The organism is Antarctobacter sp. (assembly GCF_965277915.1).
Lineage (GTDB): Bacteria > Pseudomonadota > Alphaproteobacteria > Rhodobacterales > Rhodobacteraceae > Antarctobacter.
The window spans coordinates 2,326,988-2,349,509 of record NZ_OZ255849.1 but is presented as its reverse complement, the minus strand read 5'-3'; the positions used below and the strand labels follow the sequence as shown (position 1 = coordinate 2,349,509).

The window sequence follows — 22,522 nt, the reverse complement described above, 5'->3', positions numbered from 1 at the left end:
CGGTGCAAAGGAAAGGGGGCAAAATGCGCGGTTCAGCCCGTTGCCCGCCTGGGGCGCAGCGCCTGTTCCAGCGCGTTGAAGTCCGTCTCTGGCTGCCCGGCGCGGGCAAGCGCCTCACCCTCGTCCCGCAGGATGTGGAACCGCAGTTTCGAAACCGGTTCGACCACTTGCTGCATGATCCGGGCCATCCCGAAGGTCAGGTCGCGCGGGGCGTAGATGATGCTGAAGGCCTCGTTCGGAAAGCTGCGCAGAAAGGTCATCGCGCGCTGCACACCGCCCACGATGCCGAGGAAATCCGCATCAACGACACCCACCTCCTGGGCATCGGTCAGCATCACAAAGGACGGGTCGAATTGCGGGTTCTGGACGTAATCGGAAAACGAGCCAAGGGTCTGGGGAACGTCGATCGTGCCGCTCATGCGGAAATGTGCAAGGCCGCGGTTCGGATGAATCGAATAGGAAATCGGCATCATGATGGTTCCGGCACATACAGTTTCAGGCTGGCGACCTGGTCCGGGGCCGGCTCTCTGGATCGAGAGCAGGGCACCCCCGCGTCGTGGAAGAGTTCTTTCCAGCCCAAAGGGCTACTATTCACTATCCTTGTGGTTGAGCGTGACATGGTGCCGGGAGACCTGTCAACGACTAGTGAAACCTATATACTTTTGGATGTTGCCACAAAGAAACGGGGCGCACGTTTTAAAGGCACGCCCCGCGGGATGATCTGGGCTGGCGATCAGTCCATCGCCTTGAAGTTGAATTCTCCGCCTTCCTTGATGCCCGAGAACCAGCGCGCGGTGACGGTCTTGGTCTTGGTGTAGAAGCGGAAGGCGTCGGGGCCGTACTGGTTGAGGTCGCCAAAGGCCGATTTCTTCCAGCCGCCGAAGGTGTGGTAGGACAGCGGCACCGGGATCGGGAAGTTGATGCCGACCATGCCGACATTGACCCGGTGGGCAAAGTCACGCGCGGTGTCGCCGTCGGCGGTGTAGATCGCGGTGCCGTTGCCATAGGGGTTGTCGATCACCAGGTTCAGCGCGTCCTCGTAGGTGTCGGCGCGGACCTGGCTGAGAACCGGGCCAAAGATCTCTTCCTTGTAGATATCCATGTCGGGGGTCACGTTGTCGAACAGCGACGGGCCGACGAAAAAGCCCTTTTCGTACCCCTGCAGCTGGAACCCGCGTCCGTCGATGACAAGGTTTGCGCCCTGGTTCACGCCGCTGTCGATCAGGCCCTCGATCCGGGATTTCGCCGCGCCGGTGATGACCGGGCCATAGTCCACGTCGTCGCCCGCGGTATAGGGGCCGACCTTCAGCTTTTCCACGCGCGGGACAAGGCGTTCGACCAGGCCGTCGGCGGTTTCCTTGCCGACCGGCACCGCCACCGAGATCGCCATGCAGCGTTCGCCGGCGGCGCCGTAACCGGCTCCCACCAGCGCGTCGGCGGCCTTGTCCAGGTCCGCATCGGGCATGATGATCATGTGGTTCTTGGCGCCGCCGAAGCACTGCGCGCGCTTGCCGTTCGTGGCCGCACGGCCATAGATGTACTGCGCGATCGGGGTGGAGCCGACAAAGCCCACGGCTGCGACGTCCTCGTTGTCGAGGATCGCGTCGACCACTTCCTTGTCACCGTTGACGACCTGCAGCACGCCGTCGGGCAGGCCGGCCTCTTGCAACAGTTCCGCAAGGCGCAGCGCGGTGGAGGGCACGCGCTCGGACGGCTTGAGGATCATGGCGTTGCCCGAGGCGATGGCCGGGGCCATCTTCCACAGCGGGATCATGGCGGGGAAGTTGAACGGCGTGATGCCGGCGACGACACCCAGCGGCTGGCGCATCGAGTAGAGGTCGATGCCCGGGCCGCCATTGTCGGTGTACTCACCCTTCAGCATGTGGGGCGCGCCCATGCAGACCTCGACCACTTCCAGCCCCCGCTGAACGTCGCCCTTGGCGTCAGGGATGGTCTTGCCGTGTTCGCGCGCCACCAGCTCGGCCAGTTCGTCCATGTGCTGGTTGATCAGCGCACCGAAGGCCATCATCACGCGCGCCCGGCGTTGCGGGTTGGTGGCGCCCCATTTGATTTGCGCCTCGGCTGCCTTGGCGACGGCCTCGTTCAGTTCGTCCACGGTGGACAGCGGGGTCTTGGCCTGAACCTCGCCGGTGGCGGGGTTGTAGACGTCCGAAAAGCGGCCCGAGCCGCTCTTGACGTGCTGGCCGTTGATCCAGTTGGTGAGTTCGGTCATCGGAATCCTCCTTGTTCCCTTGGTGCGGACTGTACCCTTGCAAAAATGCGCTGAACAGACAGAATGCGGCAAAAGCGTTTTGCGTTTTTGCAAAGGTGGGCATATGGAGAACTGGGACGACCTGCGGATTTTTCTTGCCGTGTCGCGGGACGAAAGCCTGTCGGCGGCGGGACGGAGGCTGCGCATGGATGCGGCAACGGTGGGGCGCCGGGTTGCGCGGCTGGAGGAATCGCTGGGGGCGCCGCTCTTTGCCAAGTCACCACAGGGCTACGCGCTGACAGAGGCGGGCACGCGGTTGGTGCGCTTTGCCGAGGAGGCCGAACAGGCGGCATCACAGGCGTCCGAGGCGCTGGTGGGCCGGACCGAGGGGCTCTCGGGGCAGATCCGCATCGGGGCGCCGGACGGCTGCGCCAATTTCCTGCTGCCGCAGGTCTGCGCGCGGATCGCCGCCGCCAACCCGGACCTCGAAGTGCAGATCGTTGCGCTGCCTCGGGTGGTGAATCTTTCCCGGCGCGAGGCGGATATGGCGATCGCCGTCTCTCCGCCCTCTGCCGGGCGGCTGGTCGTGCAGAAAATAACCGACTATCGCCTGCATCTTGCCGCAAGCGCTGATTATCTTGCGCAAAATGCCCCGATCACGGCCCCCGAGGACCTGAGTGCCCATCGCATCGTCGGCTATATTCCCGACATGATCTTCGACAAGGAACTGGACTACCTTGGTGAACTGGGGCTGGACCGGGTGCCGCTGGCGTCGAATTCGGTTGCCGTGCAATTCCATTGGCTGCGGCAGGGGGCGGGACTGGGCGTGGTGCATGATTTCGCCATGCCGACCGCGCCGGGCATGCGGTTTGTCCTGCGCGACGTGATCTCCTTGACCCGCAGTTTCTACCTTGTGCGCCATGCCGACGACCGTCGCCTTGAACGCCAGACCCGCTTTGCCGAGGCCCTGGTGGCGGGCATGCGCGAGGAACTGACACGCCTCGAGGCGCTGGCGGCCTGTGCCGGACAGAGTTGAGCCAGGAGGAGGGCGCCGGTGGCATAAGACTTTCAGCCACTTGACAGGTCGCGCCAACCCGCGTCACGCTGTCGCATAGGGTATCATGCAAGGAGGTTTGACGATGCAGGTCCACCAGATCCTGAAGAGCAAGGGCACGGACGGGGTTTTCACCGTCAAGCCGGACACCAAGGTGGCCGATGCCGCGCGGATCCTGGCCGAGAAACGCATCGGGACGGTCGTGATCTCGAAGGACGGATCGACCGCGATGGGGATCCTGTCCGAGCGTGACATCGTCCGGGAGCTTGCGACCCACGGCGGCGGCTGCCTCGACGCCAGCGTCGACACCTACATGACCCCCGATCCGATCACCTGCACGCGCGACGACCGGGCCGACGCGATCCTTGCCAGGATGACGGAGGGCCGCTTTCGCCACATGCCCGTGGTCGAAGACGGCAAGATGGTCGGGCTGGTCACGTTGGGGGACGTCGTCAAGGCGCGCCTGACCGAACTGGCCGCCGAAAAGGACGCGCTGGAAGGGATGATCTCGAACCCCTGGTGAGGGATTTCGCCCCCGGTTGCGGTTCCGGGTTGCATTCGCACGCGCAATATTGTTGCGTGCGAACCGACGTACCACAAGGGAAGCAGCCATGCGCGTTGGTCTTTACCCCGGAACCTTCGACCCCATCACACACGGGCATATCGACATCATCCGGCGCGGCGCCCTGCTGGTCGACCGGCTGGTGATCGGTGTTGCCATCAACCGCGACAAGGGCCCGCTGTTTTCGCTCGAAGAGCGCGTGGCGATGATCGAGTCGGAATGCCGTGTCCTTTCGGAGGAGACAGGGACAGAGATCGTTGCCCACCCGTTCGAAAACCTGCTGATCGACTGTGCCCATGACGTCGGTGCGCAGCTCATCATCCGGGGACTGCGCGCGGTGGCGGATTTCGAGTATGAATTCCAGATGGTCGGCATGAACCGGGCGCTGGATGACAGTGTCGAGACGGTCTTCCTGATGGCCGAGGCCCGGCACCAGGCGATCGCCTCCAAACTGGTCAAGGAAATCGCGCGGCTGGGCGGGGACGTGTCGAAATTCGTCAGCCCGGAGGTCAAGACCGCGCTGGAAAGCCGGTTCAAGAAGGCGGGGTGATCCGGATCATCTGACCGCCCGAGCGGGCGAGCCCTTCACAAGACAAAGGCGCCGTCCCGGACCCGGGCGCGGCGCCTTTCTTCATTCACCGTGATGCGGTGATCAGCCGTAGACGGCCTGATGCGCGATGCGGCGGATCTCCGACGGAGCGATGTCCAGGTCGCGGGCGACGGAAGCATCGAGGGCGTTGAGTTCGCGTACGGTGGCGCGGTACTTGGCGCGTTTCTGCATCGAGCTGCGGAGTTCTGTGAAAACACTCATTGGTCTGTGTCCTGTGTTTGCGTTTCTGTTATCGCAAACATAGTCATGCTGCGGCGCAGCACAATTGACAGTTCCGGAAAGGCGCCTTGCATTTCCTGCAGGGCTGGGCACGAGGTTGCCGGCGTCGTTTTGGTCAAGATCACGAAGGGGGGCGGAAGGCAGCGCCCCCGGCCGGGCGGGGCGTGCAAGCGTTCCGAGAGCGGACAGCCGAAACAAGAAAGGGCCGCCCGAAGGCGGCCCTGATGGCGATGAGGTCGCGGTTTCCCGGTCAGATGAGCTTGCCCATCGCGACGGCGGTGTCCGCCATGCGGTTGGAAAAGCCCCACTCGTTGTCATACCAGCTCAGGATGCGGCACATGTTGCCGTCCATGACCTTGGTCTGATCGGTGTGAAAGATCGAGGATTGCGGATCGTGGTTGAAATCCATCGAGACCAGCTTGCGGTCGGTATAGCCCAGCACGCCCTTCAGAGGGCCATCGGCCGCGCTGCGGATGGCCGCGTTGATTTCCTCGGCGCTGGTTTCGCGCGCCGCCTCGAAGGTCAGGTCGACAACCGAGACGTTGGGGGTGGGGACCCGGATCGCCACGCCGTCCAGCTTGCCGTTCAGTTCGGGCAGGACGAGGCCCACCGCCTTGGCGGCGCCGGTCGAGGTCGGGATCATCGACAGGGCGGCGGCACGCGAGCGGTAGAGATCCTTGTGCATCGTGTCCAGCGTCGGCTGGTCGCCGGTGTAGCTGTGCACGGTGGTCATGAAGCCGCGCTTGATGCCGATGGTGTCGTTCAGCACCTTGGCCACCGGGGACAGGCAGTTGGTGGTGCAGGAAGCGTTGGAGACGATCAGGTCTTCGGCGGTCAGCGTGTCGTGGTTGACGCCGTAGACGATGGTCTTGTCCGCGTCCTTGCCGGGGGCCGAGATCAGAACGCGGCTGGCGCCGTTGTCCAGGTGCGCCTGGCAGGCATCCTTGGAGGTGAAGATGCCGGTGCATTCCATCACCACGTCCACGTCCGACCAGGGCAGGTCGGCGGGGTTGCGGATCGCGGTCACGCGGATCGGGCCACGACCCACGTCGATGCTGTCGTCGGTATGCGTGACCTCGACCGGGAACCGGCCATGCACGCTGTCGAACTGCAGCAGGTGGGCATTCGTTTCGACCGGGCCGAGGTCGTTGATCGCGATCACCTCGATGTCGGTCCGACCGGACTCGATGATCGCGCGCAGTACGTTGCGGCCGATGCGGCCAAAGCCATTGATGGCGACTTTAACACTCATGGAGCGGATCCCTTTGTGGCTTGCTGGCAGGGCGGGTACGGGCCATCTGAGGCGCCGTCCGGCGTGTCGTTACCGCTAACAATCACCTGTGAGCGAAAAAGTCAACCTCGCTTCCTGCCGTTGCGGCAGGGTAGGCTGCCTAGCGCCAGAAGGCCAGCCAGTCGAGAAGCACAAACAGCTTGCGCCCGAGAAACAACAGGTTGTCACCCCGGTTGAACACCAGGTCGGCACCAATGGCCGCGATGATGGCCAGGCCAAGAAGGATCGCAAGCCGGTTGGTCATGGCGGGGCCTTTGTGTTTGGTCTTGCCCTTGTCATGCCAGAGCGGCGCGGGGCTGTCACGAGGGGGCGGAGGCGGTCCTTGTCAGGACTGCGAGTATAGAGGGCAGGAGGGCGCCGCGCCCGATGTTTCATCAGGAGGCAGGTGCCAGAAAGGATTTCGGTGGCGGCCAGGGCAGCGATTCCGGTTCAGGTTCCGGATCGCTTTCCCGAAAATGGGCTGGCCGGTCTCATCCAGACGCAAATCGGCCCCGCAGGGCGGGGCCGATGAACTGGACGTGGCGGCGGTTCAGCGCGGCGCGCGCATCGCCATGACGAACAGGGCCGCGATCACAGCCGAGGCCACGACGTTGTAGTTGGCCATGGACAGGCCGAACATTTCCCAGGGGATCTGGTCGCAGGGCACCATCGGCGCGTTCATGATCGCCTCCATCGCCTCTTCGGGCGACAGGCCTTCTAGCGAAGGGGCGCTGCAGCTTTTCAGGCCCTCCCACCACTGGCGTTCGACCCCGCTGTGGAAGATGCCGATCACGGAACTGGACAGCGCCGAAAGCGCCCCCAGTGCAAGCAGGATCCGGTTCGGCAGCGCAAGGGCGATGCCGCCGATGACCAATGCGCCGAAATGGCCATAGCGCTGCCAGTAGCACAGTTGGCAGGGCAACAGCCCCTGGACAAACTGAAAGTAGAGCGCCCCCAGCAAGAGGCCGGCGGATCCGGCAAGGGCGAGGAGGGTGTAGGTGCGGCGGGTCATGGTGTCCTCACGATGGCTTGGCCGGAACTCGTGGCGCAGGAGGGAGGCGGTTCAAACGACCGCGGGGCTGGGGCGATGGGCTCAAAGGCCGAGCCATGCCTTGATCAGGCTGGCGAGCGTTGCGCCAGCAAAAACCAGTGTGGCGATCCAGGTTGTCCCGAGGAAGGCGCCGATGAGGACCAGCACGCCATCGCGCTGCAAGAGCCCCATGGCGACCACCACGACCGCAAAGCCGGGCACGGTATTCGTGCCGGGCAGCGGCACCATGATCGAGGCGCTGAACAGCACGAGGCCAAGCCCGACGACCTGATCGATGGGGCGACGGGTGAGCGCGCCCAACCTGGGGCGGCTGATGGCCTCGATTCGGCGCAGCCAGGGCCCTGCGCGACGCGCGAGATTGCCCAGCCCCGAGGTCGAGACCGTGCGTGCGCCCAATCGGCTTGGCAACCAGGGAACCCGTCGGCCAAGCAGGATCTGCACCGACACGAACATCAGCGGCAAGGAAACGATCTGCGGGATGCCATACAGAAAGGGGATGCAGCAGGGCAGGGCGAGGATCAGCAGAAAGAGACCAAATGCCCGCTCGTGCAACTGCGACAGGATCCAGTCGAGCGTTACGGACTCGCCTTGTGCCTCTGCGACCAGGCTGTCGAGGCGATCCGATATGGCCATCGGGCTGTGGTCTGGGGCCGTCATTGAAATGTTTCCTGGACTGTAAGCGTGCAACGGGACGTCCGCTGCCTGCGCCCGGTTAGCAAATCGGGTGGAAAGGCGCCAGCGTTTGACGGTCGCAGCAATTGTGGGCGCGGGATCTGCCTGATTGCGCGGCAGAAAGCGGTACCCATTTGGGCGGCTGCATCGTCCAGCTTTGTCGCAAGTGCTGCAAATCGCCCTTGTCTCGACAAATGCGGACGGCTACATGTACGGCCCGTGCCCAAGTGGCGGAATGGTAGACGCAGGGGATTCAAAATCCCCCGCCTTCGGGCGTGCCGGTTCGAGTCCGGCCTTGGGTACCAATGAATTCGTGGGTGTGTGGGCACGGCGCACCCTTTGGGCCACGCAGGCGGTTGGGCCACAAGGACCTTTGGACCACACAGAGCGGTCACAAGGTCACTTTCAGGTCTTGTTCTGATCTGCGCGCCTGAGCGGCCTTTGACAGGCGCTTTTTGATAGGCGCTTTCCGTTCGGCCTCGCCTGATGGTGGTCCGCCATGTCTGCTGTCTGTCCGGTCGCGCTCCGTCGCACCTGCCGAGACGCGGGCCGCACTTAAGCAACCGACCGGGCGCTTCCTGATCGATCTTGCCTATCGCTTTTGGGCAAGCGAAATGCGTTCTGGTTCAGAGAGAAAACCGCGGCGTCATCCTTTGCACACTGAAGACCCCGGGTGTTTGAGCCACGCCTCACCTATGCCGTCGCCTGGTGACGCGCGTCTCAACAGCCGAAACTATGGGTGTTGTCGCCCCAAACGGTAACCTTGTACTTTTGAAAGGTCTCGTCGAACCTGTAGTTCTGCAGGGGTTTTCGGGTGTCCTTGCGGGTCAGCAGGCGTTTGTCCTCGGTCCGCACGGAGAGGTAGTAAATGCCGTTTCGCGACTCGAAGAGGTTCATCTCCGTATCTGGTTTTACTTCGACGTGTCCCGTCGTCTCCCACTCGTCCGAAGCGTTCTTGTAACTGCGTGCCACAAAAAGTTTCGTGCGCCGGCAGTCGTTGCGAATATGGACATGTACGCGGTTGGCTTCGGGCATATCGCGGGAAAGCCAGGCTTCTTCGTACCCCTTCGCGCGGTAGGCCGAGGTGCCGAAGGATCCGTCGAAGATGCTTTTCATGATCTTCATGCGTTCGTTCGACAACCGTGCGCCTGCGTTGCGCGACTCGCCGCTGCCGGTTAATACGCCGTGCACGGCATAGAGATCGTATTTGTCGGAATAGAACAACACCGGGCTGCCGCTTTGACCCTCGCTGACGTCACAGTCGGACCACATCGCATTGCTTTGCGGTTCCGGCAGCCAAACGTCGCAGTCTTGCTCGAAAACCTGCACGCCTTTCCGTTTCGACGGGTAGCCAATGGTCGTCGCCGATCCAAGTGGGAACGTGGGCTTGCCCCAGAAACCCAGAGTGCCGACGACGTCGCCGGGATATTTCCCCCGGGTTTCCGATTGGCGCAATTCCATGACCGCGATGTCGTTCCGAGGACTCGTGCTGCCCGGGGCGTAGTTCTTGGGATGGTAGACCGTCTTGACCCGGTACTTGTTGTAGGGGGCGTGATCGTGGAATTTCCGGCCGGGAAAGAAAAACAGGTTGCGATGCGCGCGACCGTCCGCGGTGTAGGCGCAATGTGCTGCCGTGATGATGAACTTCTTGTTAATAAGGCCGCCAGTGCAGGTGGTGACGTTGTTCTTGCCCTTGCCGGTCGGCGTGGTTGTAACAAGCTGCCCGACGCGGCGACCGAGTTTTACCAGGTGATCCGGCATCCGGGAGGACTCGGTGCGGTCGTCCCGCCCGATGATCCCGGCGGGTGCTTCGGTGGGCACCGAAAAGCTCAGGGCGGTGACGGAAAAGGCGAGAACAAGGCGGGTGATGCGGTTGATGGGCGCGCAGGGAATCCGGAAATAAATCATTCGTAAAGACTACTTACCAAGTGTGATCGACATCGGGCGAATATGGCTGTCTCCATGCGCCTTTTCAAGTTGGCTCGCGCTGTGGGGGGCAAATTGATGGGGGCAGGTTTTCGCGTTTCATGGCCGAAAATCCGCCTGGGAGCGAAGCCAGATCACATGGTTGATTTCCCCGCTGCCATCCGTCGCTGGCCGTTCGTCATGGCCAGCAGACAGTCGGCTGTTCTCCTTGGCTGCCAGGATCGCAGCGGATCCCCGAGGTCTCGTCGCGCAAGCATAATCCGGTTCAGGTTCGAAGGGGCGTCTCACCCCGATGCCCCGAGCGCCCATGCTGTATAAGGGGGCTTAGGTCGTATCGGATCGACCCGGCGGCGCTTGGCTTTGCAGACCTGCCGCCGGGGAATTCCGGTCGTTCGGCGCGGCGAATGGCGGAAATCGGCCTGCAAAGCGGCGCGAACCTCACAAGGTGCTGTTCAAACTGGTCTTTTGCATCCTGTTGCGTATAGAGATGGTGGCAAGTAGCTCCAGAAGGCTGGGTATGCTGGATCGCGACGACCAGACCGCGAAGGCGATTTACGATGACCTGTTGCATCGGGCGCAACACCTGATCCGGGCGAAAGACTTTGACGGGTATAAAGAGGTCTTTGACCTGCCCTTCGGCCTTGTGAACCTCGATTCTGCGCATGTTCATTCGACGACGGATGATCTGGCCTGGATCTTTGACATCATCCAGCATCGGATCTGCTGCCTCAATCTCAGCTCCTATTTCGCGGTCTGCCTCGATGCACAGCGCGTGGACGAGACGACGATTGTCGCGACCCATGAGACCCGGATGATCACGCAGAACCAGCTTGTCGGGGACCCGGTGCCCTCGGTGGCTGTTCTGAAACATATTCGGGGGCAATGGCTGTTGCGGGAGGTCTGGAACTTTCGACCGGACCGTTTTGGGACCAGTTTCCTGCGGGTGGAACAAGACACGCGGCCCGCTGCGCAGTGGTCTGCGATGCAGGCCCGTGTCTATGGCGCCCTTGGCGGCGGAACCGGTGTCATGGCGGCGCGCTGACCGCCAATACCGTTTGCCCGATCGACAAACACCAGTAAGCCGTCTGCCAAGCGGCGGCCACGGCTACCTGTTGCCGGTGGTGACTTTCAGCTAGCAGAAAACGGTCCGGAACGCTTTTGTGGAACTCATGCGGGGCAAGCCCGGCAGTACCGTTCCTGTCCGCGGGCAAATCGCCAAGGCGATTTGCGCCCTGAATTTCGGCACAAGCCCATCTAACGAGTTGTAAACACGGCAAGGACCGCCGACAATCGCGACCGAATTCTCCCGTGATGCCCGGTCTCCGGAATTGCGGCCGGCCCATCTTGCGGAAGTCCTTGCATGATTGTCCCTTTTCACGTCTCCGAAATGCTGCGCCGGGTGCGTCAGCGGATTGCCGGGACGGGTACGCTGCCCGACATGGCCCCCCGGCCAGAGGGCAGCCGTTCATTGCGGATGTCTCCGCGCGTGACCGCCGACACGGTCGCGCGCCTGCACCGTGACTTGGATCTGGATGCGGACAGCGCCGCCTGTCTCCTTGATGCGCAGACCCAGGCGGACCTGCCGCGCTATTCCGCCAATATCGAGAACATGATCGGGACCGTGTCGCTGCCGGTGGGGGTCATCGGACCCTTGCGCATCAACGGGGTCAACGCGGCCGGAGACTATCCCGTGCCGATGGCCACGTCGGAGGCCGCGCTGGTCGCCTCTTACGGGCGGGGGGCGCGGGCGGCGAACAAGGCCGGCGGGATCGGCACGGCTGTGCTGTACGAGGGTGTGTTGCGCAGCCCGGCCTTCGTGTTCGACACGCTGCTGGAGGCGGGGCAATTCGTCGACTGGGTGGTGACCGAGGCGGATGCCCTCAAGGCCCGGGCCGAGGACACCACCCGGCACGGGCGGCTGGTCTCTCTGGAGCCGGTGATCGACAACAACGTGGTCTTCCTGCTTTGCCGCTACACGACGGGCGATGCCGCCGGACAGAACATGGTGACGATCGCCACCGAGGCGCTCTGCCGGCATGTCACCGCTCATTGCCCGATCCAGCCGCGCAACTGGTATGTCGAGGGCAATTTCTCGGGTGACAAGAAGGCCTCGGGCCTGGGCATGATCACCGGGCGTGGGCGGAAGGTGAGCGCCTCTGTCGTGCTGCCTCGGGAGGTTGTGGAATCCACGCTGGGCACGACGATGGATGCCATGCTGGATTATGGCCGGGTGGCGAACCTGGGCGCGCTCCTCTCGGGACAGTTCGGGGCGCAGGCGCATTTTGCCAACGGCCTGGCCGCCGTCTATATCGCCACCGGCCAGGACGCCGCCTGTGTCGCCGAAAGCGCCGTTGGATATACCCGGATGGAGCGCCGCAAAGAGGGGCTGTTCTGTTCCGTCACCATGCCGTCGATCCTTGTGGGCACCGTGGGCGGTGGCACGGGAATGCCGGCGCAGGCCGCTTGTCTGGATCTCATGGGGTTGCGCGGCGCGGGCCACGGCGAGGCCCTGGCCGAGGTGGTTGCCGCCACCTGTCTCTGTGGCGAGATTTCCATCGTCGCGGCCATGGCCTCGGGCACTTTCGCCTCGGCTCATGAAAAGTTGGCGCGCCTCAGATGAGTCCCTTGGAACGTGCCCTGATCTACCAGAAAGAGCGATTTCCGCTGGCCAAGACCGTGCCGCTGCTGGCGGTGTTCTCCGCAGCCAGCATCACGGTTTCGGCCCTGTTGTCCGGGCGTCCCTTGCCGGGGCTGGGCAGCTATGGCGCCGGGTTCCTGCTGGCCATGATCCTGTTTTTCCAGATGCGCGCGGCAGACGAATGGAAGGACCGCGAGATTGACCGGCTTTACCGTCCGGAACGACCCGTTCCGCGCGGGTTGGTGCGGTTGCGGTCCGTGCTCTGGCTGGCGGTGGGGGTGATCCCGCTTGGCCTGATCGTGGCGGCGGGGGCCGGTGTGGTCTGGCTGCTGCTGCTGTGCTGGCTTTGGCTGACCCTGATGACGGTGGAATTCGGCGCGCCGGAGTGGCTGCGCGCGCATGTGCTGATCTACCTTCTCAGCCACATGGCGATCATGCCGATCATGGATTTGATGCTGACCGGGATCGAGTGGCGTGGGCAGGGCGGTCCGGCGCCCGGCCTCTGGCTGTTCCTTGCGCTGTCCTTCGTCAACGGTTGCGTGCTGGAGATCGGGCGCAAGACATGGGCGCCCGAGGCCGAGCGCGAAGGGGTCGAGAGCTATTCGTCGCTCTGGGGGGCCGAGCGCAGCGCGCGCATCTGGCTGGCGCTGGTGGCATTGGCGGCGGTACTGCTGGTCGTGTTGGGCGCCGTGATGGGGCTGTTCTGGCCCTTCGTCGCGCTGGCGGGCCTGGGGCTGGCAGGGGCGGCCTATGTCAGTTTCGCCTTTGCGCGCAGCCCGTCCCCAGCCACGCAGGCGCGGCTGGACGCGGCTGCGGGGCTCTGGGTGCTGGTCTGCTACGCAGGGGCCGCGGGGCTGCCGCTGGCGCTGGGGGGCGGGACATGAAGGGGGTGATCCCGGCGGACAGGGCGCTGGACCCGCAAGAGGTGGGCGGCAAGGCCGCCGCCTTGTCCCGTCTGAAAGCGGCGGGTTTTGACGTCCCCGGGTTCCTTGTCCTGGCCGACGATGCCTTCACCGATCATGGCACAGACTTGGCTGAGACCGTCACCGGCGCGTTGCCAGACGCGTTGGCCGCGCTTGGGCCGGGGCCTTTTGCGGTGCGGTCCTCGGCGCGCGCCGAGGACGGGGCCGAGGCCAGCCATGCCGGACAGTTCGACACCGTTCTGAATGTTCCCGCCTGCGGGATCGCGGCGGCGGCGGCGCAGGTGCGCGCCTCGGGCGAGGCAGAGCATGTCGCGCGCTACCAGGCCGACCGTGGTGTGGGCGATAGCGGCCTTCCGGCGGTCCTGGTGCAGTGCATGATAGCGGCGCGGACAGCCGGGGTTGCCTTTTCCGCCGACCCGGTCAGCGGGCGGCGGGATCTTTGCGTTGTGTCCGCGGTAGAAGGACTGGCCGACGCGCTGGTCGGCGGAGAGGTGGACGGCGAAAGCTGGACCGTCTCACCCGATGGCGTCGTCGATGCGCCGGAGCCGCCCGAGGTCCTGACGCCGCAAGAGGTCACAGAGGTCGCCAGTCTTGCCCGCCGTGCCGAGGCGGCGTTTGGTGCCCCGCAGGACATCGAATGGGCCTACGATGGCGCGCGGCTGCACCTGCTGCAATCCCGTCCGATCACCACCGATCTGCGCCCCGCGCCCAGGCCGGACGCGGCGCTGGTGGTCCTGGACAATTCCAACATCGTCGAGAGCTATCCCGGCCTCGTCAGCCCGCTGACCTACAGTTTTGCCGCCTATTGCTACAACCGCGTCTACCGCGCCTTTGTCCGCCTGCTGGGCCTGTCCGAGGCGCAGATCGCCGAACATGCCGCCGTCTTCGACAACCTGCTGACCCGCATCGACGGGCGGGTCTACTACAACTTGGGAAACTGGTATCGCGCGCTGGCGCTCTTGCCCGCATTCTCGCTCAACCGGGGTTACATGGAAACCATGATGGGCGTCGAGGAACCGCTGCCCGCAGAACTCACGGACAGGCTGGCCCCGGACCCGGCGCGCGGTTGGCAAAAGGTGTCGGCGCTCTTGGCGCTGGGGCGCGTTGCGAGTGGCCTGGTATTCGAAGCCATGCGGCTGGGCCGGACCCGCCGCCATTTCCTGGCGCGGCTGCAATCCGCGCTGGACGAGGGGGCCGACACCGATGGCGCCAACCTGACCCAGCTCGCCGCGCTCTACCGCCGGATCGAAGGCCGGTTGCTGGATCGCTGGGACGCGCCTTTGGTCAACGATTTTCTCTGCATGATGGGGTTCGGCGCCTCGCGTGCGCTGTTGAAACGATGGGCCGGGGAGGCAGGCGAGAGTTTCCACAACGACGTCATGATCGGACAGGGCGGGATTGTCTCGGCTGAACCCGCCCGGCGCATCGCCGCGATGGGCCGCATGGCGCGCGAAACGCCGGGCGCCCAAGAGGCGCTGGGGCAGGGGCGGCCTGCGCTGAGGGATTTTCCCGACCTGGACGCCGCCGTTACTGCCTACCTTGACGAGTTCGGGGATCGCTGCACAGAGGAGCTGAAGCTCGAAAGCCTGCCGCTGTCGGAAGCCCCCGCGCCGCTGCTGGCCGCAATTGCCAATGCCGCCCGCCGGTCCGATGAACCGCAGGCCCGCCGCAGCGCCCCTGACTGGCACAGGCTTTTCCCGGGCCAGCCACTGCGCCGTGCCGTGGCGCGCGCCCTGACAAGCTGGTCTGCCGCCCGCGTGCGCGACCGCGAGAACCTGCGGTTTGAACGCACGCGCATCTTTGCCTTGGCGCGGCGCTGTTTCCTGGCGATGGGGCGCGAGTTCCACGCCCGAGGTCTGCTGGACGCACCGCGCGACGTGCTGTTCCTGACCGTGCCCGAGGTCATGGGCACCATCGAGGGCAATGCGCCGGGCGACGACCTGCGTGCCCTCGCCGTCATGCGCAAGGGTGAGGCAGAGGCCAGCGAGAACCGGCCCGCACCTCCCGAACGGATCGAACTGCGCGGACCCGTGGGCGCCTATCGTCCTGCACCGGTGGCGTCCCCGGAAACCGAGGGTGGCGATGGGCGCACCGGGACGGGCTGTTCCAAGGGCAAGATCACCGGGCGGGCCCGTGTCGTGCGCGATCCGCGCCGCGAAATGCTGGAACCGGGAGAGATCCTGGTGGCGTCGAACACGGATCCGGGATGGATCGCGCTGTTCGCTGGCGCGGCGGCGATCGTCGTGGAACGTGGTTCGCTCTTGTCGCATTCGGCCATCGTTTCGCGCGAGATGGGCATTCCCTGCGTCGTGGGCATCCGTGACGCAACCCGATGGTTGCGGACCGGTGACCTGATCGAGGTGGATGGCGGCACCGGAGAGGTCAGGAAACGCGATGGATGACAGGGGAATCGACCAGCGCGCCTCGTTCGAGGGCATCCGTTATGCCCAGGCCTGGGAGGACGCCGATGTCCTGACACAGGCGATGGGGGACGTGTCAGGAGGCGATCTGGTGGCGGTCTGTTCCTCGGGTGACAATGCGCTGGCGCTGCTTCTGAACGATCCGGCGCGGGTCTTTGCCGTCGATATTTCGCCGGCCCAGATCGAATGCCTGAACCTGCGCCTGGGCGCCTACAAGGCCCTGACCCACGCAGAATTCCTGGAACTGATGGGCGCACGCCACAGCACCCGGCGGGCCATGTTGCTGGCCCGGGCCTTGTCCGATGCGCCGGACCACACGCGCGCCTTCTGGACCGCGCTGACACCGCAGGTCGAGGCTCATGGCGCGGGCGGTTTGGGCAAGTTCGAGGGCTATTTCCGCATGTTTTCGCGCTACCTGCTGCCTTTGGTGCACAGTCGCGCGACCATCGACGCGATTTTCCAGCCCCGTGACCGTGCCGCGCGCGAGGTCTTTTTCGACAGCCGGTTCAACACCTGGCGCTGGCGGCTGTTGGTGCGCGTGTTCTTTTCGCGCGCGGCCATGGGGATGCTGGGCCGCGATCCGGCCTTTTTCGAACATGTCCGGGGCAGCGTGGCAGACCATGTCTTTTCCCGCCTGCGTCACGCGGGCGTCGACACGGACCCGGCGCAGAATCCCTATCTGCACTGGATCATGAAACGCTGCCACGGCACCGCGCTGCCCTTGCCCTGGCGGGCAGAGGCCTATGAGGTCATCCGGTCACGACTGGACCGGATCCAGCCGGTGCAGGGCACGGCAGAAGAGTTGAACCTTGACGGCGTTGCGGGGTTCTACCTGTCCGACATCTTTGAGTACATGTCGCCCGAGCTGGCCGCGCAGGTCTATGGCACCTTTCTGGACATGGCGCGGCCCGGGGCGCGCCTGGTTTACTGGAACATGATGGCGCCGCGCCGCGTGCCGCCCGCGCTGGCCAATCGCGTCACGCCGCTGAACGATCTTGAATCCCGGTTGAAGGCGCAGGACATGGCCTTTTTCTATTCCGATTTCGTGGTCGAAGAGGTCGGATGAGTATCCTCTGGCAATTGGCACTGGCGTTGGGGCTGATCATGGGCCTTCTGGGCATCATGTCGGTCCTGTCGCGCGTGGCGCGCCGGGGCGAATGGCACCCGGAGCTGGCGCGCAAGATCGTGCATGTCCTTGCCTCGGGGCTGGCCATTCCATTGCCCTGGCTGTTCGTGGACGATTGGCCGGTCTGGCTGGTTCTGGGGCTGGCCCTGGTGGCGATGGTGGCCATGCGGACCCCGCTGCTGGCGGGGCCGGGCCGGGCGCTGCATTCGGTCGCGCGCAAGTCCTGGGGCGACGTGCTGCTGGTCGTCTCGGTGGGTCTGTTGTTCCTGCTGCAAGGCGCGCACCCGGTGCTTTATGTCCTGCCGCTCTCCGTGGTTGCGCTTGGCGATGCCGCCGCCGCGCTGGCGGGCAGCGCCTATGGCCGCACCTTCTACCTGACGCCCGATGGCCGCAAGAGCGTCGAGGGCAGCACCATGTTCCTGCTGGTCACGCTGATCCTTTCCATGTTCTGCCTGCTGCTTCTGACCGACATGGGGCGCGGTGAACTGATCCTTGCCGCTTTCTGCATCGCGGTCTTCGCCACGGTGATCGAGGCGGACAGTTGGGCCGGACTGGACAACCTGTTCCTGCCGATGGGCGTCTACCTGTTTCTTGTCAATTTCTACGGCTGGCCGGACACGGGCGGGATGCCGCGGCTGGTGGCGGCGGCCTTGGCCATGCCGCTGGCCTACGGGATCAGCCGGGCTGCCGGAGCCTCGGGGCAGATCGCCCGGATCCACGCGGTGGCATTGTTCATGATCCTTTGCGCCGTGCACGTCTGGAACGCGGTCCTGCCGGGGCTGGTGCTGCTGGGGCACGCGCTGCTTTCTGCCCGGCAAAGAGAAGACGGGACCGATCGGGGCGCGCTGAACGTGGTGACAGGGCTTGCGGCGGTCAGCTTTGCCTTTCTTGCCATCGACGTGCCCTGCGGCGCCAGTGGGATCAGCTTTTATGGCATCGGTTGCGCCGCGATTGCCGCCGGGCTGGTGTCACAGGGCCTTCCGGAAATGACGCGTCCAATTCGTCTGGGCGCGGCATTGGCGGCCTGCGTCACGCTCTGGCTGCTCTGGGTCCTGCTTGGGGACCTGAACGCCGCCAGCATGGCCTGGCACGCGGGGCAGGAGGTGCAGGCGGCGGCACTGATCCTGCTGGCGGGTCTCTTGCCGCAAGTCTGGCCCGGGCTGTTCCAACGTGGCGCGGAAATCCGGATCACCGTGCTTGGGGCGCTGCCTGCGCTGTGTCTTTATGGCGGCAACTGCCTGCTGAACGGGGGAGCGGGGGCATGACGAAACAACTGCGCGAGGGCGCCGGTGCGCGCGCCAACCTGTATCCTGAAGGGCCGGAGTGGGAGGGCGCGCCAACCGCCACCATCGGCGAGTTCAGGTGCGACAGTGCCGAGGCTGGCGCCGCGCTGCTGCGGTCGATCTGCGACGAGGTCAGGGCCAAGGGCAAAAACCGCGTCCTGGGACCGATGAGCGGGGACACCTGGCACAGCTACCGCCTTGTGACCGAAAGCGATGGCACCCCGCCTTTCCTGATGGAACCGCAGAGCGGTCCGCATGACCTCGCGGCCTTTGAGGCCGCCGGTTTCAGCCCGCTCTCGCGCTATGTCTCGGCCCGCGTGGCGCCGGAGGCGGGCATCGGCCCGGCCCCCGTTCCCATTCCCGGCATCAAGATTGCGAATTGGGACGGCAGCGCGGCCGAGGCACATTTCGCCGAGGTTCACGGGCTGTCGACCCGCGCCTTTGCCGGCAACGCCTTTTATCAACCGATCGGGCTGGAGGCCTTCCTGGCGCTCTATACGCCCTTTGTGCCGCTGCTGAAGCCCGAGCTGATCTTTACCGCCCGCGACGAGGATACCGGGGCGCTAGTAGGCTATCTGTTCGGGATTCCGAACTATGGACATGGGGCCAATCCCGACACGGTGATCCTGAAGACCTATGCCAGCCTGCGACACGGGCTGGGTCATCACCTTGCGCATGCCTTTCACGTCGGGGCGCGCGAACTGGGCTATGCGCAGGTGATCCATGCGCTGATACATGAGAACAACGCCTCGGCCGATCGCAGCCGCCGTCACGGCGGAGAGGTCTTTCGCCGCTACGCGCTGATGGGCCGTGTTCTGGATGACTGACCTCGCGCGGCGCTTTTCCCGGGTCGCGGCGGAACAGGGCGACCGTACCGCGCTGATCACTCCGGCAGAGCGCGTCAGCTTTGCCGAACTGGAGCGCCGCGCCAGCGGTTTCGCCGCAACCTGCGCCGCGCGCGGTCTGGGCAAGGGCGACCGGGTGCTGATCGCCATGCCCGTCGGCGTCGATCTATACGTCGCTTTGGCCGGGTGCTGGCGGCTGGGGGCGGTGGCCGTCTTTCCGGAACCGGCGATGGGCCTTCGGGGGCTGCGCCACGCCGTGGCGGTGACAGCGCCGAAAGTTCTTCTGGCCAGCGGTCTCTATCGGCTGATCGGCCTGCTGCCTGCGCTTTGGGGTTGTCCGCGGCTGGCGCCCGCGCGCTCGGACCGGGGGCAGGTGCCGGCGGTGGACCTCACCCCGGACGACCCAGCCCTGATATCCTTTACCTCCGGGTCTACCGGCGCGCCCAAGGCGATCCCGCGCAGCCACGGCTTTCTGACTGCGCAGTTTCAGGCGGTGCGTCAGGTGCTGGCCACCGATCACGCGGAAACCGATCTTGTCGCCTTTCCCGTCTTTGCGCTGGTCAACCTGGCCGAGGGGCGCCCAACTGTGCTGCCCGACTGGAAACTGACCCGTCCCGAAAAGGTCACCCCCAAGGCACTGTCGGGCTGGATCCGGCAGACGGGAGCCACCCGGGCCCTGCTGCCGCCCGCGCTGTGCGCGACATTGGTGGGGGCGGAGATCCCCAAGGCGCTGCACAGCGTCTTTACCGGCGGCGGTCCGGTCAAACCTGCGCTTGTGGACCGTTTGCAGAACGCCGCTCCTGGGCTGCGGGTGGTTTCTGTCTACGGCTCGACAGAGGCAGAGCCGATTGCCGAACTGGACTGGACCGATGTCGGCGCAGAGGATCGCGCCGCGATGGCCGAGGGCGCCGGGCTGCTGACCGGGGCGCCGGTCCCGGGGACGCAGGTGCGCATCGTGGCGGATGAGATCCAGGTGGCCGGCGCACATGTCAACGCGCACTACCTGGACCCGTCGCAGGAAACCGGCACCAAGATCCGCGAGGGCGCGACGGTCTGGCACCGGACCGGCGATGCCGGGCGGCTGGACGGGCAGGGGCGGCTCTGGCTTCTGGGGCGGAGCGATGGGGTTGCGCAGGGGCGCGACGGGCCGCTCTATCCCTTTGCGGTCGAATTGGCCGCCGAAAGCTGGCCCGGCGTTTCCCGCGCCGCCCTGCTTTCCGGCGATGGCGGGCCGCTGCTGGTCTACGAGGGCACGGCGGACCCTGTGGAGTGCGCCGCCAAGGCCCGCGCGCTGGGTCTGGCCGATGCGCGTCGGGTTGAGGCCATCCCGCTGGATCGGCGGCACCGGTCCAAGGTCGACTACACGGAACTGCGCAGGCTGGTGAGCCGCTAGTCATCAGCCGGGCCGGGCACCTCGTCAACCCGGAGGTCGGACCGGTGATGGGCGGCGTGACGCGCGATCTCTTCAAGCGGGGCAAACCAAGCCTCGCCCTGTGTCAGCACGTCCTCCAGCCAGCGTTCCAGGACCTGCCAGCGGGCCAGCCGTCCGGTCAGGAACGGGTGCAGAACCGGCATCCAGAATCCGCCAACCTCGCGCGCGGCCTCGTATTCTTCGACAAAGGCGCGGATGCCGTCCGTGGGCGCGCGCACCGGCATCAGATATCCGATCTCCTCGAAATGGGCAAAGGGCGGCCAGTCATCGTTGCCCCAATGCGGCGGCAATTCGATCAGCTCGCCTGCGGGCGCCCGCAGCAGGTAGGGCATCTCGTCCGCCATGAGCGAACTGTCGTAGAGAAACCCCTCGGCGATCAGCCGGGCGATCACACCGGGCGTCGCGTTGTAGACCGGGGCGCGATAGCCGCGCGGTTTCATCCCTGTCAGACGCTGGTGGACCTCCATCGCGCGCCCGAACAATTCGGCCTCGCGCGCGTCGGAATGCCCCATCGGGTCTTCGTGCCGCCAAGAGTGATGCCCGATCTCATGGCCGTCCTTCAGGATCATTTCGACTGTTGCGGGGTATGTTTCCATCACCCATGCCGGGATGAAGAAGGTCTGCCGCAGACCCAGTCGCCGGTAGGTGTCCAAGATGCGGGGCACGGCAACGGTCGGCCCGTAGCGACCCATGCTGACCGGCGCCAGCCGCAGGTGCCCGTCGTCGGGGCGGGCGTTGCGGATCAGGCTGTCGGCGTCGATGTCAAAGGTGATCGCCGCGGCAAGGCGCTTGCCATCGGGCCAGGGCAGGGGGTGCAACAACATGTCGGGTCCTTTTTGCGCGCAGCCTGCGACCGGCCCGGGCGGCGGATCAAGGGGCAGGGCTGCGCCCGGCGGTGGGAAAGGTGCGTGGCGGGGCGTAGCGGGCGAAACTGCCCAGCGATTGCGCATTGCAGTCCGCCTGCCAAGAGGTGCCGGGCAGCACCGCGCTGGTCACGCTGTAGATCTCGCGGAAGCCGGCGGTTCTGTCGTTTTCTTCGACGGCAATGGCGACAAGGCCAGCGATCACGCCCTGTTGCCGTTCGACCAGGCGGATCGCGCCGTCCATCGTGCCTCCGGTCTCGATCCATTGATCGACCAGCAGGACCCGCGTGCCACGCGCGAATGCGGGGGTACGCATCTCCATGTTCTGGGTGCGGCCCGAATAGTTGCCGTAGCTGACGCTGTCGGTTTCGACGCAGAGCTTGCCCGCCTTTCGGATCGGAAGAAAGCCGCGCCCCAGCCGCGCCGCCAGCGCCGCGCCCAGCACAAAGCCCATCGCGTCCAGCCCTGCCACCACGTCGATCTGTCCCGGATCCAGGTCGGCGCAGAGATCGTCCAGAAGATCGCCGAAGGCCTTGGAGTTGATGTAGATCGAGGTTGGGTCCAGCCAGGCAAACTGTGGCCCCTTGGTATTGGGGGACATCAGCGAGAGATACCACCGGTTGTCGCGGGGGCCTTGGGAATGGGTCATGAGCTTGCTCCGTGGATGCGGGTGACAGAGAGCAGCGCCGCGAGGCGCGCCGGGTCGATGTTGTAGAAATCGCCCGGCAGGTTGATGCCGGTGGCGACAAGGAAGCAGTTCACCGCAGCGCGGTAGCGAGGGGCGTTGTCCGGCGTGATGCCGGAGGCCAGCGCCAAGGGGGCAGTTCCCAGCACGCTGCGGAAGGTCTGGATCTTGGACAGGTCGGCCTCTTGCCCGGTGGCGATGCCGGAGGTGGTCACCACGTCCATGTAGCGCGCGGCGATCCGGGCGGCGGTGGCATGCATCTCCGGTGGCACCGGGCGCTGTTTCTTGAAGGCGACGCCGCCGAAATACAGGCCTTTCCAGCCACTGTCGGCGCGGATGCGGGCGATGCGCGCGGCCGCTGCCTGATCCTGCGCGGTTTCGTCGATCCGCGCATCGTCTGCCCAGTAGGCCTGAAACTCGGCACCCTCGCGCGCGAGTTGCGCCAGCGCTGGAAATGCCAGGTCGCCGGGTTGGTCCAGGAAGTTGACGCCCAGCCAGGCCCCGGGGCGCGCGGCCCTGATCTGCCTGAGGATTGGCAGAAAGGGCGCCATCGGGAAATCATGGTTGATCAGAAAGACCCCGGGACAGCCCGCGTTCAGTGCAATGTCGATGTTCGCCAGCGCCTGGTCACGGTCCAGGACGTGGATGACGGGGGTCACGATGGGGCCCGGTCCGGTTAGCAACTGTCTAAAATCTGGGCAGGTCATGCCATCATCTCCCGTATTTCAGAC

22 protein-coding genes and 1 tRNA gene are annotated in these 22,522 nt (G+C 65.2%); 12 read left to right on the top strand and 11 right to left on the bottom strand.

What is annotated here, in order from left to right; all coding sequences use genetic code 11:
• Positions 1–32: 32 nt before the first annotated feature.
• On the bottom strand, positions 33–419 hold the full coding sequence (locus ACQY5B_RS12290) for a hypothetical protein (protein ID WP_305972362.1): 387 nt from the start codon (positions 417–419) through the stop codon (positions 33–35).
• A 314-nt stretch (positions 420–733) separates the two neighbouring features.
• Positions 734–2,233: a CoA-acylating methylmalonate-semialdehyde dehydrogenase gene (locus tag ACQY5B_RS12285; protein ID WP_420325061.1), complete on the bottom strand. Its 1,500-nt coding sequence runs from the start codon at positions 2,231–2,233 to the stop codon at positions 734–736.
• A gap of 103 nt (positions 2,234–2,336) precedes the next feature.
• Here ACQY5B_RS12285 and ACQY5B_RS12280 point away from each other — a divergent pair, with 103 nt between their 5' ends.
• The 3 genes from ACQY5B_RS12280 (at position 2,337) to coaD (ending at position 4,378) form a co-directional block, all read left to right on the top strand.
• Complete coding sequence (locus ACQY5B_RS12280; RefSeq protein WP_305972360.1) at positions 2,337–3,248, top strand: LysR family transcriptional regulator; 912 nt, start codon at positions 2,337–2,339, stop codon at positions 3,246–3,248.
• 103 nt (positions 3,249–3,351) lie between these two features.
• Positions 3,352–3,789, top strand: a complete 438-nt coding sequence (locus tag ACQY5B_RS12275; RefSeq protein ID WP_305972359.1) for a CBS domain-containing protein — start codon at positions 3,352–3,354, stop codon at positions 3,787–3,789.
• 88 nt (positions 3,790–3,877) lie between these two features.
• A complete protein-coding gene (gene coaD / locus ACQY5B_RS12270) occupies positions 3,878–4,378 on the top strand; it encodes a pantetheine-phosphate adenylyltransferase (protein ID WP_305972358.1) in 501 nt (166 codons plus the stop codon).
• A gap of 102 nt (positions 4,379–4,480) precedes the next feature.
• Here the strand turns inward: coaD and ACQY5B_RS12265 are convergent, their stop codons facing one another.
• The 5 genes from ACQY5B_RS12265 to ACQY5B_RS12245 form a co-directional block, all read right to left on the bottom strand.
• Entirely contained in the window at positions 4,481–4,639 is a 159-nt protein-coding gene (locus ACQY5B_RS12265) for a YjiS-like domain-containing protein (protein WP_305972357.1), read from the bottom strand.
• A gap of 268 nt (positions 4,640–4,907) precedes the next feature.
• On the bottom strand, positions 4,908–5,909 hold the full coding sequence (gene gap, locus ACQY5B_RS12260; protein WP_420325062.1) for a type I glyceraldehyde-3-phosphate dehydrogenase: 1,002 nt from the start codon (positions 5,907–5,909) through the stop codon (positions 4,908–4,910).
• Between the two features lie 139 nt (positions 5,910–6,048).
• Positions 6,049–6,192 carry a hypothetical protein gene (locus tag ACQY5B_RS12255; RefSeq protein WP_420325063.1) on the bottom strand — a complete coding sequence of 48 codons (144 nt, stop codon included), beginning with the start codon at positions 6,190–6,192 and terminating at the stop codon, positions 6,049–6,051.
• A gap of 285 nt (positions 6,193–6,477) precedes the next feature.
• Positions 6,478–6,939, bottom strand: a complete 462-nt coding sequence (locus tag ACQY5B_RS12250) for a disulfide bond formation protein B (RefSeq protein WP_420325064.1) — start codon at positions 6,937–6,939, stop codon at positions 6,478–6,480.
• 81 nt (positions 6,940–7,020) lie between these two features.
• Positions 7,021–7,635 (bottom strand): exopolysaccharide biosynthesis protein, encoded by a 615-nt coding sequence (locus ACQY5B_RS12245; RefSeq protein ID WP_305972353.1) that lies wholly within the window; start codon positions 7,633–7,635, stop codon positions 7,021–7,023.
• A 236-nt stretch (positions 7,636–7,871) separates the two neighbouring features.
• Here ACQY5B_RS12245 and ACQY5B_RS12240 point away from each other — a divergent pair.
• Positions 7,872–7,955: transfer RNA gene (locus ACQY5B_RS12240), tRNA-Leu, on the top strand.
• A 415-nt stretch (positions 7,956–8,370) separates the two neighbouring features.
• Here the strand turns inward: ACQY5B_RS12240 and ACQY5B_RS12235 are convergent.
• Positions 8,371–9,471 carry a trypsin-like serine peptidase gene (locus ACQY5B_RS12235; RefSeq protein ID WP_420325065.1) on the bottom strand — a complete coding sequence of 367 codons (1,101 nt, stop codon included), beginning with the start codon at positions 9,469–9,471 and terminating at the stop codon, positions 8,371–8,373.
• Positions 9,472–10,093: 622 nt separating this feature from the next.
• On the opposite strand from ACQY5B_RS12235, the gene ACQY5B_RS12230 reads away from it, so the two are divergent.
• From ACQY5B_RS12230 to ACQY5B_RS12195, 8 genes are all read left to right on the top strand, one after another.
• Positions 10,094–10,618: a hypothetical protein gene (locus ACQY5B_RS12230; protein WP_420325066.1), complete on the top strand. Its 525-nt coding sequence runs from the start codon at positions 10,094–10,096 to the stop codon at positions 10,616–10,618.
• A gap of 318 nt (positions 10,619–10,936) precedes the next feature.
• Positions 10,937–12,196, top strand: a complete 1,260-nt coding sequence (locus ACQY5B_RS12225) for a hydroxymethylglutaryl-CoA reductase (RefSeq protein WP_420325067.1) — start codon at positions 10,937–10,939, stop codon at positions 12,194–12,196.
• On the top strand, positions 12,193–13,098 hold the full coding sequence (locus ACQY5B_RS12220) for a UbiA family prenyltransferase (protein WP_420325068.1): 906 nt from the start codon (positions 12,193–12,195) through the stop codon (positions 13,096–13,098). The genes ACQY5B_RS12225 and ACQY5B_RS12220 overlap by 4 nt, the downstream gene beginning before the upstream one ends.
• On the top strand, positions 13,095–15,539 hold the full coding sequence (locus tag ACQY5B_RS12215) for a PEP/pyruvate-binding domain-containing protein (protein WP_420325069.1): 2,445 nt from the start codon (positions 13,095–13,097) through the stop codon (positions 15,537–15,539). Before ACQY5B_RS12220 ends, ACQY5B_RS12215 begins: the two co-directional genes overlap by 4 nt.
• Positions 15,532–16,623: a BtaA family protein gene (locus ACQY5B_RS12210; RefSeq protein WP_420325070.1), complete on the top strand. Its 1,092-nt coding sequence runs from the start codon at positions 15,532–15,534 to the stop codon at positions 16,621–16,623. The genes ACQY5B_RS12215 and ACQY5B_RS12210 overlap by 8 nt, the downstream gene beginning before the upstream one ends.
• A complete protein-coding gene (locus ACQY5B_RS12205) occupies positions 16,620–17,948 on the top strand; it encodes a hypothetical protein (protein WP_420325071.1) in 1,329 nt (442 codons plus the stop codon). The genes ACQY5B_RS12210 and ACQY5B_RS12205 overlap by 4 nt, the downstream gene beginning before the upstream one ends.
• Positions 17,945–18,793 (top strand): hypothetical protein, encoded by an 849-nt coding sequence (locus ACQY5B_RS12200; RefSeq protein WP_420325072.1) that lies wholly within the window; start codon positions 17,945–17,947, stop codon positions 18,791–18,793. Before ACQY5B_RS12205 ends, ACQY5B_RS12200 begins: the two co-directional genes overlap by 4 nt.
• Complete coding sequence (locus tag ACQY5B_RS12195; protein ID WP_420325073.1) at positions 18,786–20,204, top strand: AMP-binding protein; 1,419 nt, start codon at positions 18,786–18,788, stop codon at positions 20,202–20,204. Before ACQY5B_RS12200 ends, ACQY5B_RS12195 begins: the two co-directional genes overlap by 8 nt.
• Here ACQY5B_RS12195 and ACQY5B_RS12190 read toward each other — a convergent pair.
• The 3 genes from ACQY5B_RS12190 to ACQY5B_RS12180 are packed head-to-tail and all read right to left on the bottom strand — an operon-like array spanning position 20,201 to position 22,498.
• Entirely contained in the window at positions 20,201–21,067 is an 867-nt protein-coding gene (locus ACQY5B_RS12190) for a polysaccharide deacetylase family protein (RefSeq protein WP_420325074.1), read from the bottom strand. The two genes, ACQY5B_RS12195 and ACQY5B_RS12190, sit on opposite strands and share 4 nt — an antisense overlap.
• Positions 21,068–21,113: 46 nt before the next feature.
• A complete protein-coding gene (locus ACQY5B_RS12185) occupies positions 21,114–21,755 on the bottom strand; it encodes a phosphoribosyltransferase family protein (protein WP_420325075.1) in 642 nt (213 codons plus the stop codon).
• Complete coding sequence (locus ACQY5B_RS12180; RefSeq protein ID WP_428400347.1) at positions 21,752–22,498, bottom strand: BtpA/SgcQ family protein; 747 nt, start codon at positions 22,496–22,498, stop codon at positions 21,752–21,754. Before ACQY5B_RS12180 ends, ACQY5B_RS12185 begins: the two co-directional genes overlap by 4 nt.
• Positions 22,499–22,522: the final 24 nt, after the last annotated feature.

What these genes read in the sequence shown, in the direction of transcription:
- ACQY5B_RS12290 (WP_305972362.1), bottom strand. Translation starts at nt 419, where the DNA reads ATGAGCGGCACGATCGACGTTCCCCAGACCCTTGGCTCGTTTTCCGAT.
- ACQY5B_RS12285 (WP_420325061.1), bottom strand. Translation starts at nt 2,233, where the DNA reads ATGACCGAACTCACCAACTGGATCAACGGCCAGCACGTCAAGAGCGGC.
- ACQY5B_RS12280 (WP_305972360.1), top strand. Translation starts at nt 2,337, where the DNA reads ATGGAGAACTGGGACGACCTGCGGATTTTTCTTGCCGTGTCGCGGGAC.
- ACQY5B_RS12275 (WP_305972359.1), top strand. Translation starts at nt 3,352, where the DNA reads ATGCAGGTCCACCAGATCCTGAAGAGCAAGGGCACGGACGGGGTTTTC.
- coaD (WP_305972358.1), top strand. Translation starts at nt 3,878, where the DNA reads ATGCGCGTTGGTCTTTACCCCGGAACCTTCGACCCCATCACACACGGG.
- ACQY5B_RS12265 (WP_305972357.1), bottom strand. Translation starts at nt 4,639, where the DNA reads ATGAGTGTTTTCACAGAACTCCGCAGCTCGATGCAGAAACGCGCCAAG.
- gap (WP_420325062.1), bottom strand. Translation starts at nt 5,909, where the DNA reads ATGAGTGTTAAAGTCGCCATCAATGGCTTTGGCCGCATCGGCCGCAAC.
- ACQY5B_RS12255 (WP_420325063.1), bottom strand. Translation starts at nt 6,192, where the DNA reads ATGACCAACCGGCTTGCGATCCTTCTTGGCCTGGCCATCATCGCGGCC.
- ACQY5B_RS12250 (WP_420325064.1), bottom strand. Translation starts at nt 6,939, where the DNA reads ATGACCCGCCGCACCTACACCCTCCTCGCCCTTGCCGGATCCGCCGGC.
- ACQY5B_RS12245 (WP_305972353.1), bottom strand. Translation starts at nt 7,635, where the DNA reads ATGACGGCCCCAGACCACAGCCCGATGGCCATATCGGATCGCCTCGAC.
- ACQY5B_RS12230 (WP_420325066.1), top strand. Translation starts at nt 10,094, where the DNA reads ATGCTGGATCGCGACGACCAGACCGCGAAGGCGATTTACGATGACCTG.
- ACQY5B_RS12225 (WP_420325067.1), top strand. Translation starts at nt 10,937, where the DNA reads ATGATTGTCCCTTTTCACGTCTCCGAAATGCTGCGCCGGGTGCGTCAG.
- ACQY5B_RS12220 (WP_420325068.1), top strand. Translation starts at nt 12,193, where the DNA reads ATGAGTCCCTTGGAACGTGCCCTGATCTACCAGAAAGAGCGATTTCCG.
- ACQY5B_RS12215 (WP_420325069.1), top strand. Translation starts at nt 13,095, where the DNA reads ATGAAGGGGGTGATCCCGGCGGACAGGGCGCTGGACCCGCAAGAGGTG.
- ACQY5B_RS12210 (WP_420325070.1), top strand. Translation starts at nt 15,532, where the DNA reads ATGGATGACAGGGGAATCGACCAGCGCGCCTCGTTCGAGGGCATCCGT.
- ACQY5B_RS12205 (WP_420325071.1), top strand. Translation starts at nt 16,620, where the DNA reads ATGAGTATCCTCTGGCAATTGGCACTGGCGTTGGGGCTGATCATGGGC.
- ACQY5B_RS12200 (WP_420325072.1), top strand. Translation starts at nt 17,945, where the DNA reads ATGACGAAACAACTGCGCGAGGGCGCCGGTGCGCGCGCCAACCTGTAT.
- ACQY5B_RS12195 (WP_420325073.1), top strand. Translation starts at nt 18,786, where the DNA reads ATGACTGACCTCGCGCGGCGCTTTTCCCGGGTCGCGGCGGAACAGGGC.
- ACQY5B_RS12190 (WP_420325074.1), bottom strand. Translation starts at nt 21,067, where the DNA reads ATGTTGTTGCACCCCCTGCCCTGGCCCGATGGCAAGCGCCTTGCCGCG.
- ACQY5B_RS12185 (WP_420325075.1), bottom strand. Translation starts at nt 21,755, where the DNA reads ATGACCCATTCCCAAGGCCCCCGCGACAACCGGTGGTATCTCTCGCTG.
- ACQY5B_RS12180 (WP_428400347.1), bottom strand. Translation starts at nt 22,498, where the DNA reads ATGACCTGCCCAGATTTTAGACAGTTGCTAACCGGACCGGGCCCCATC.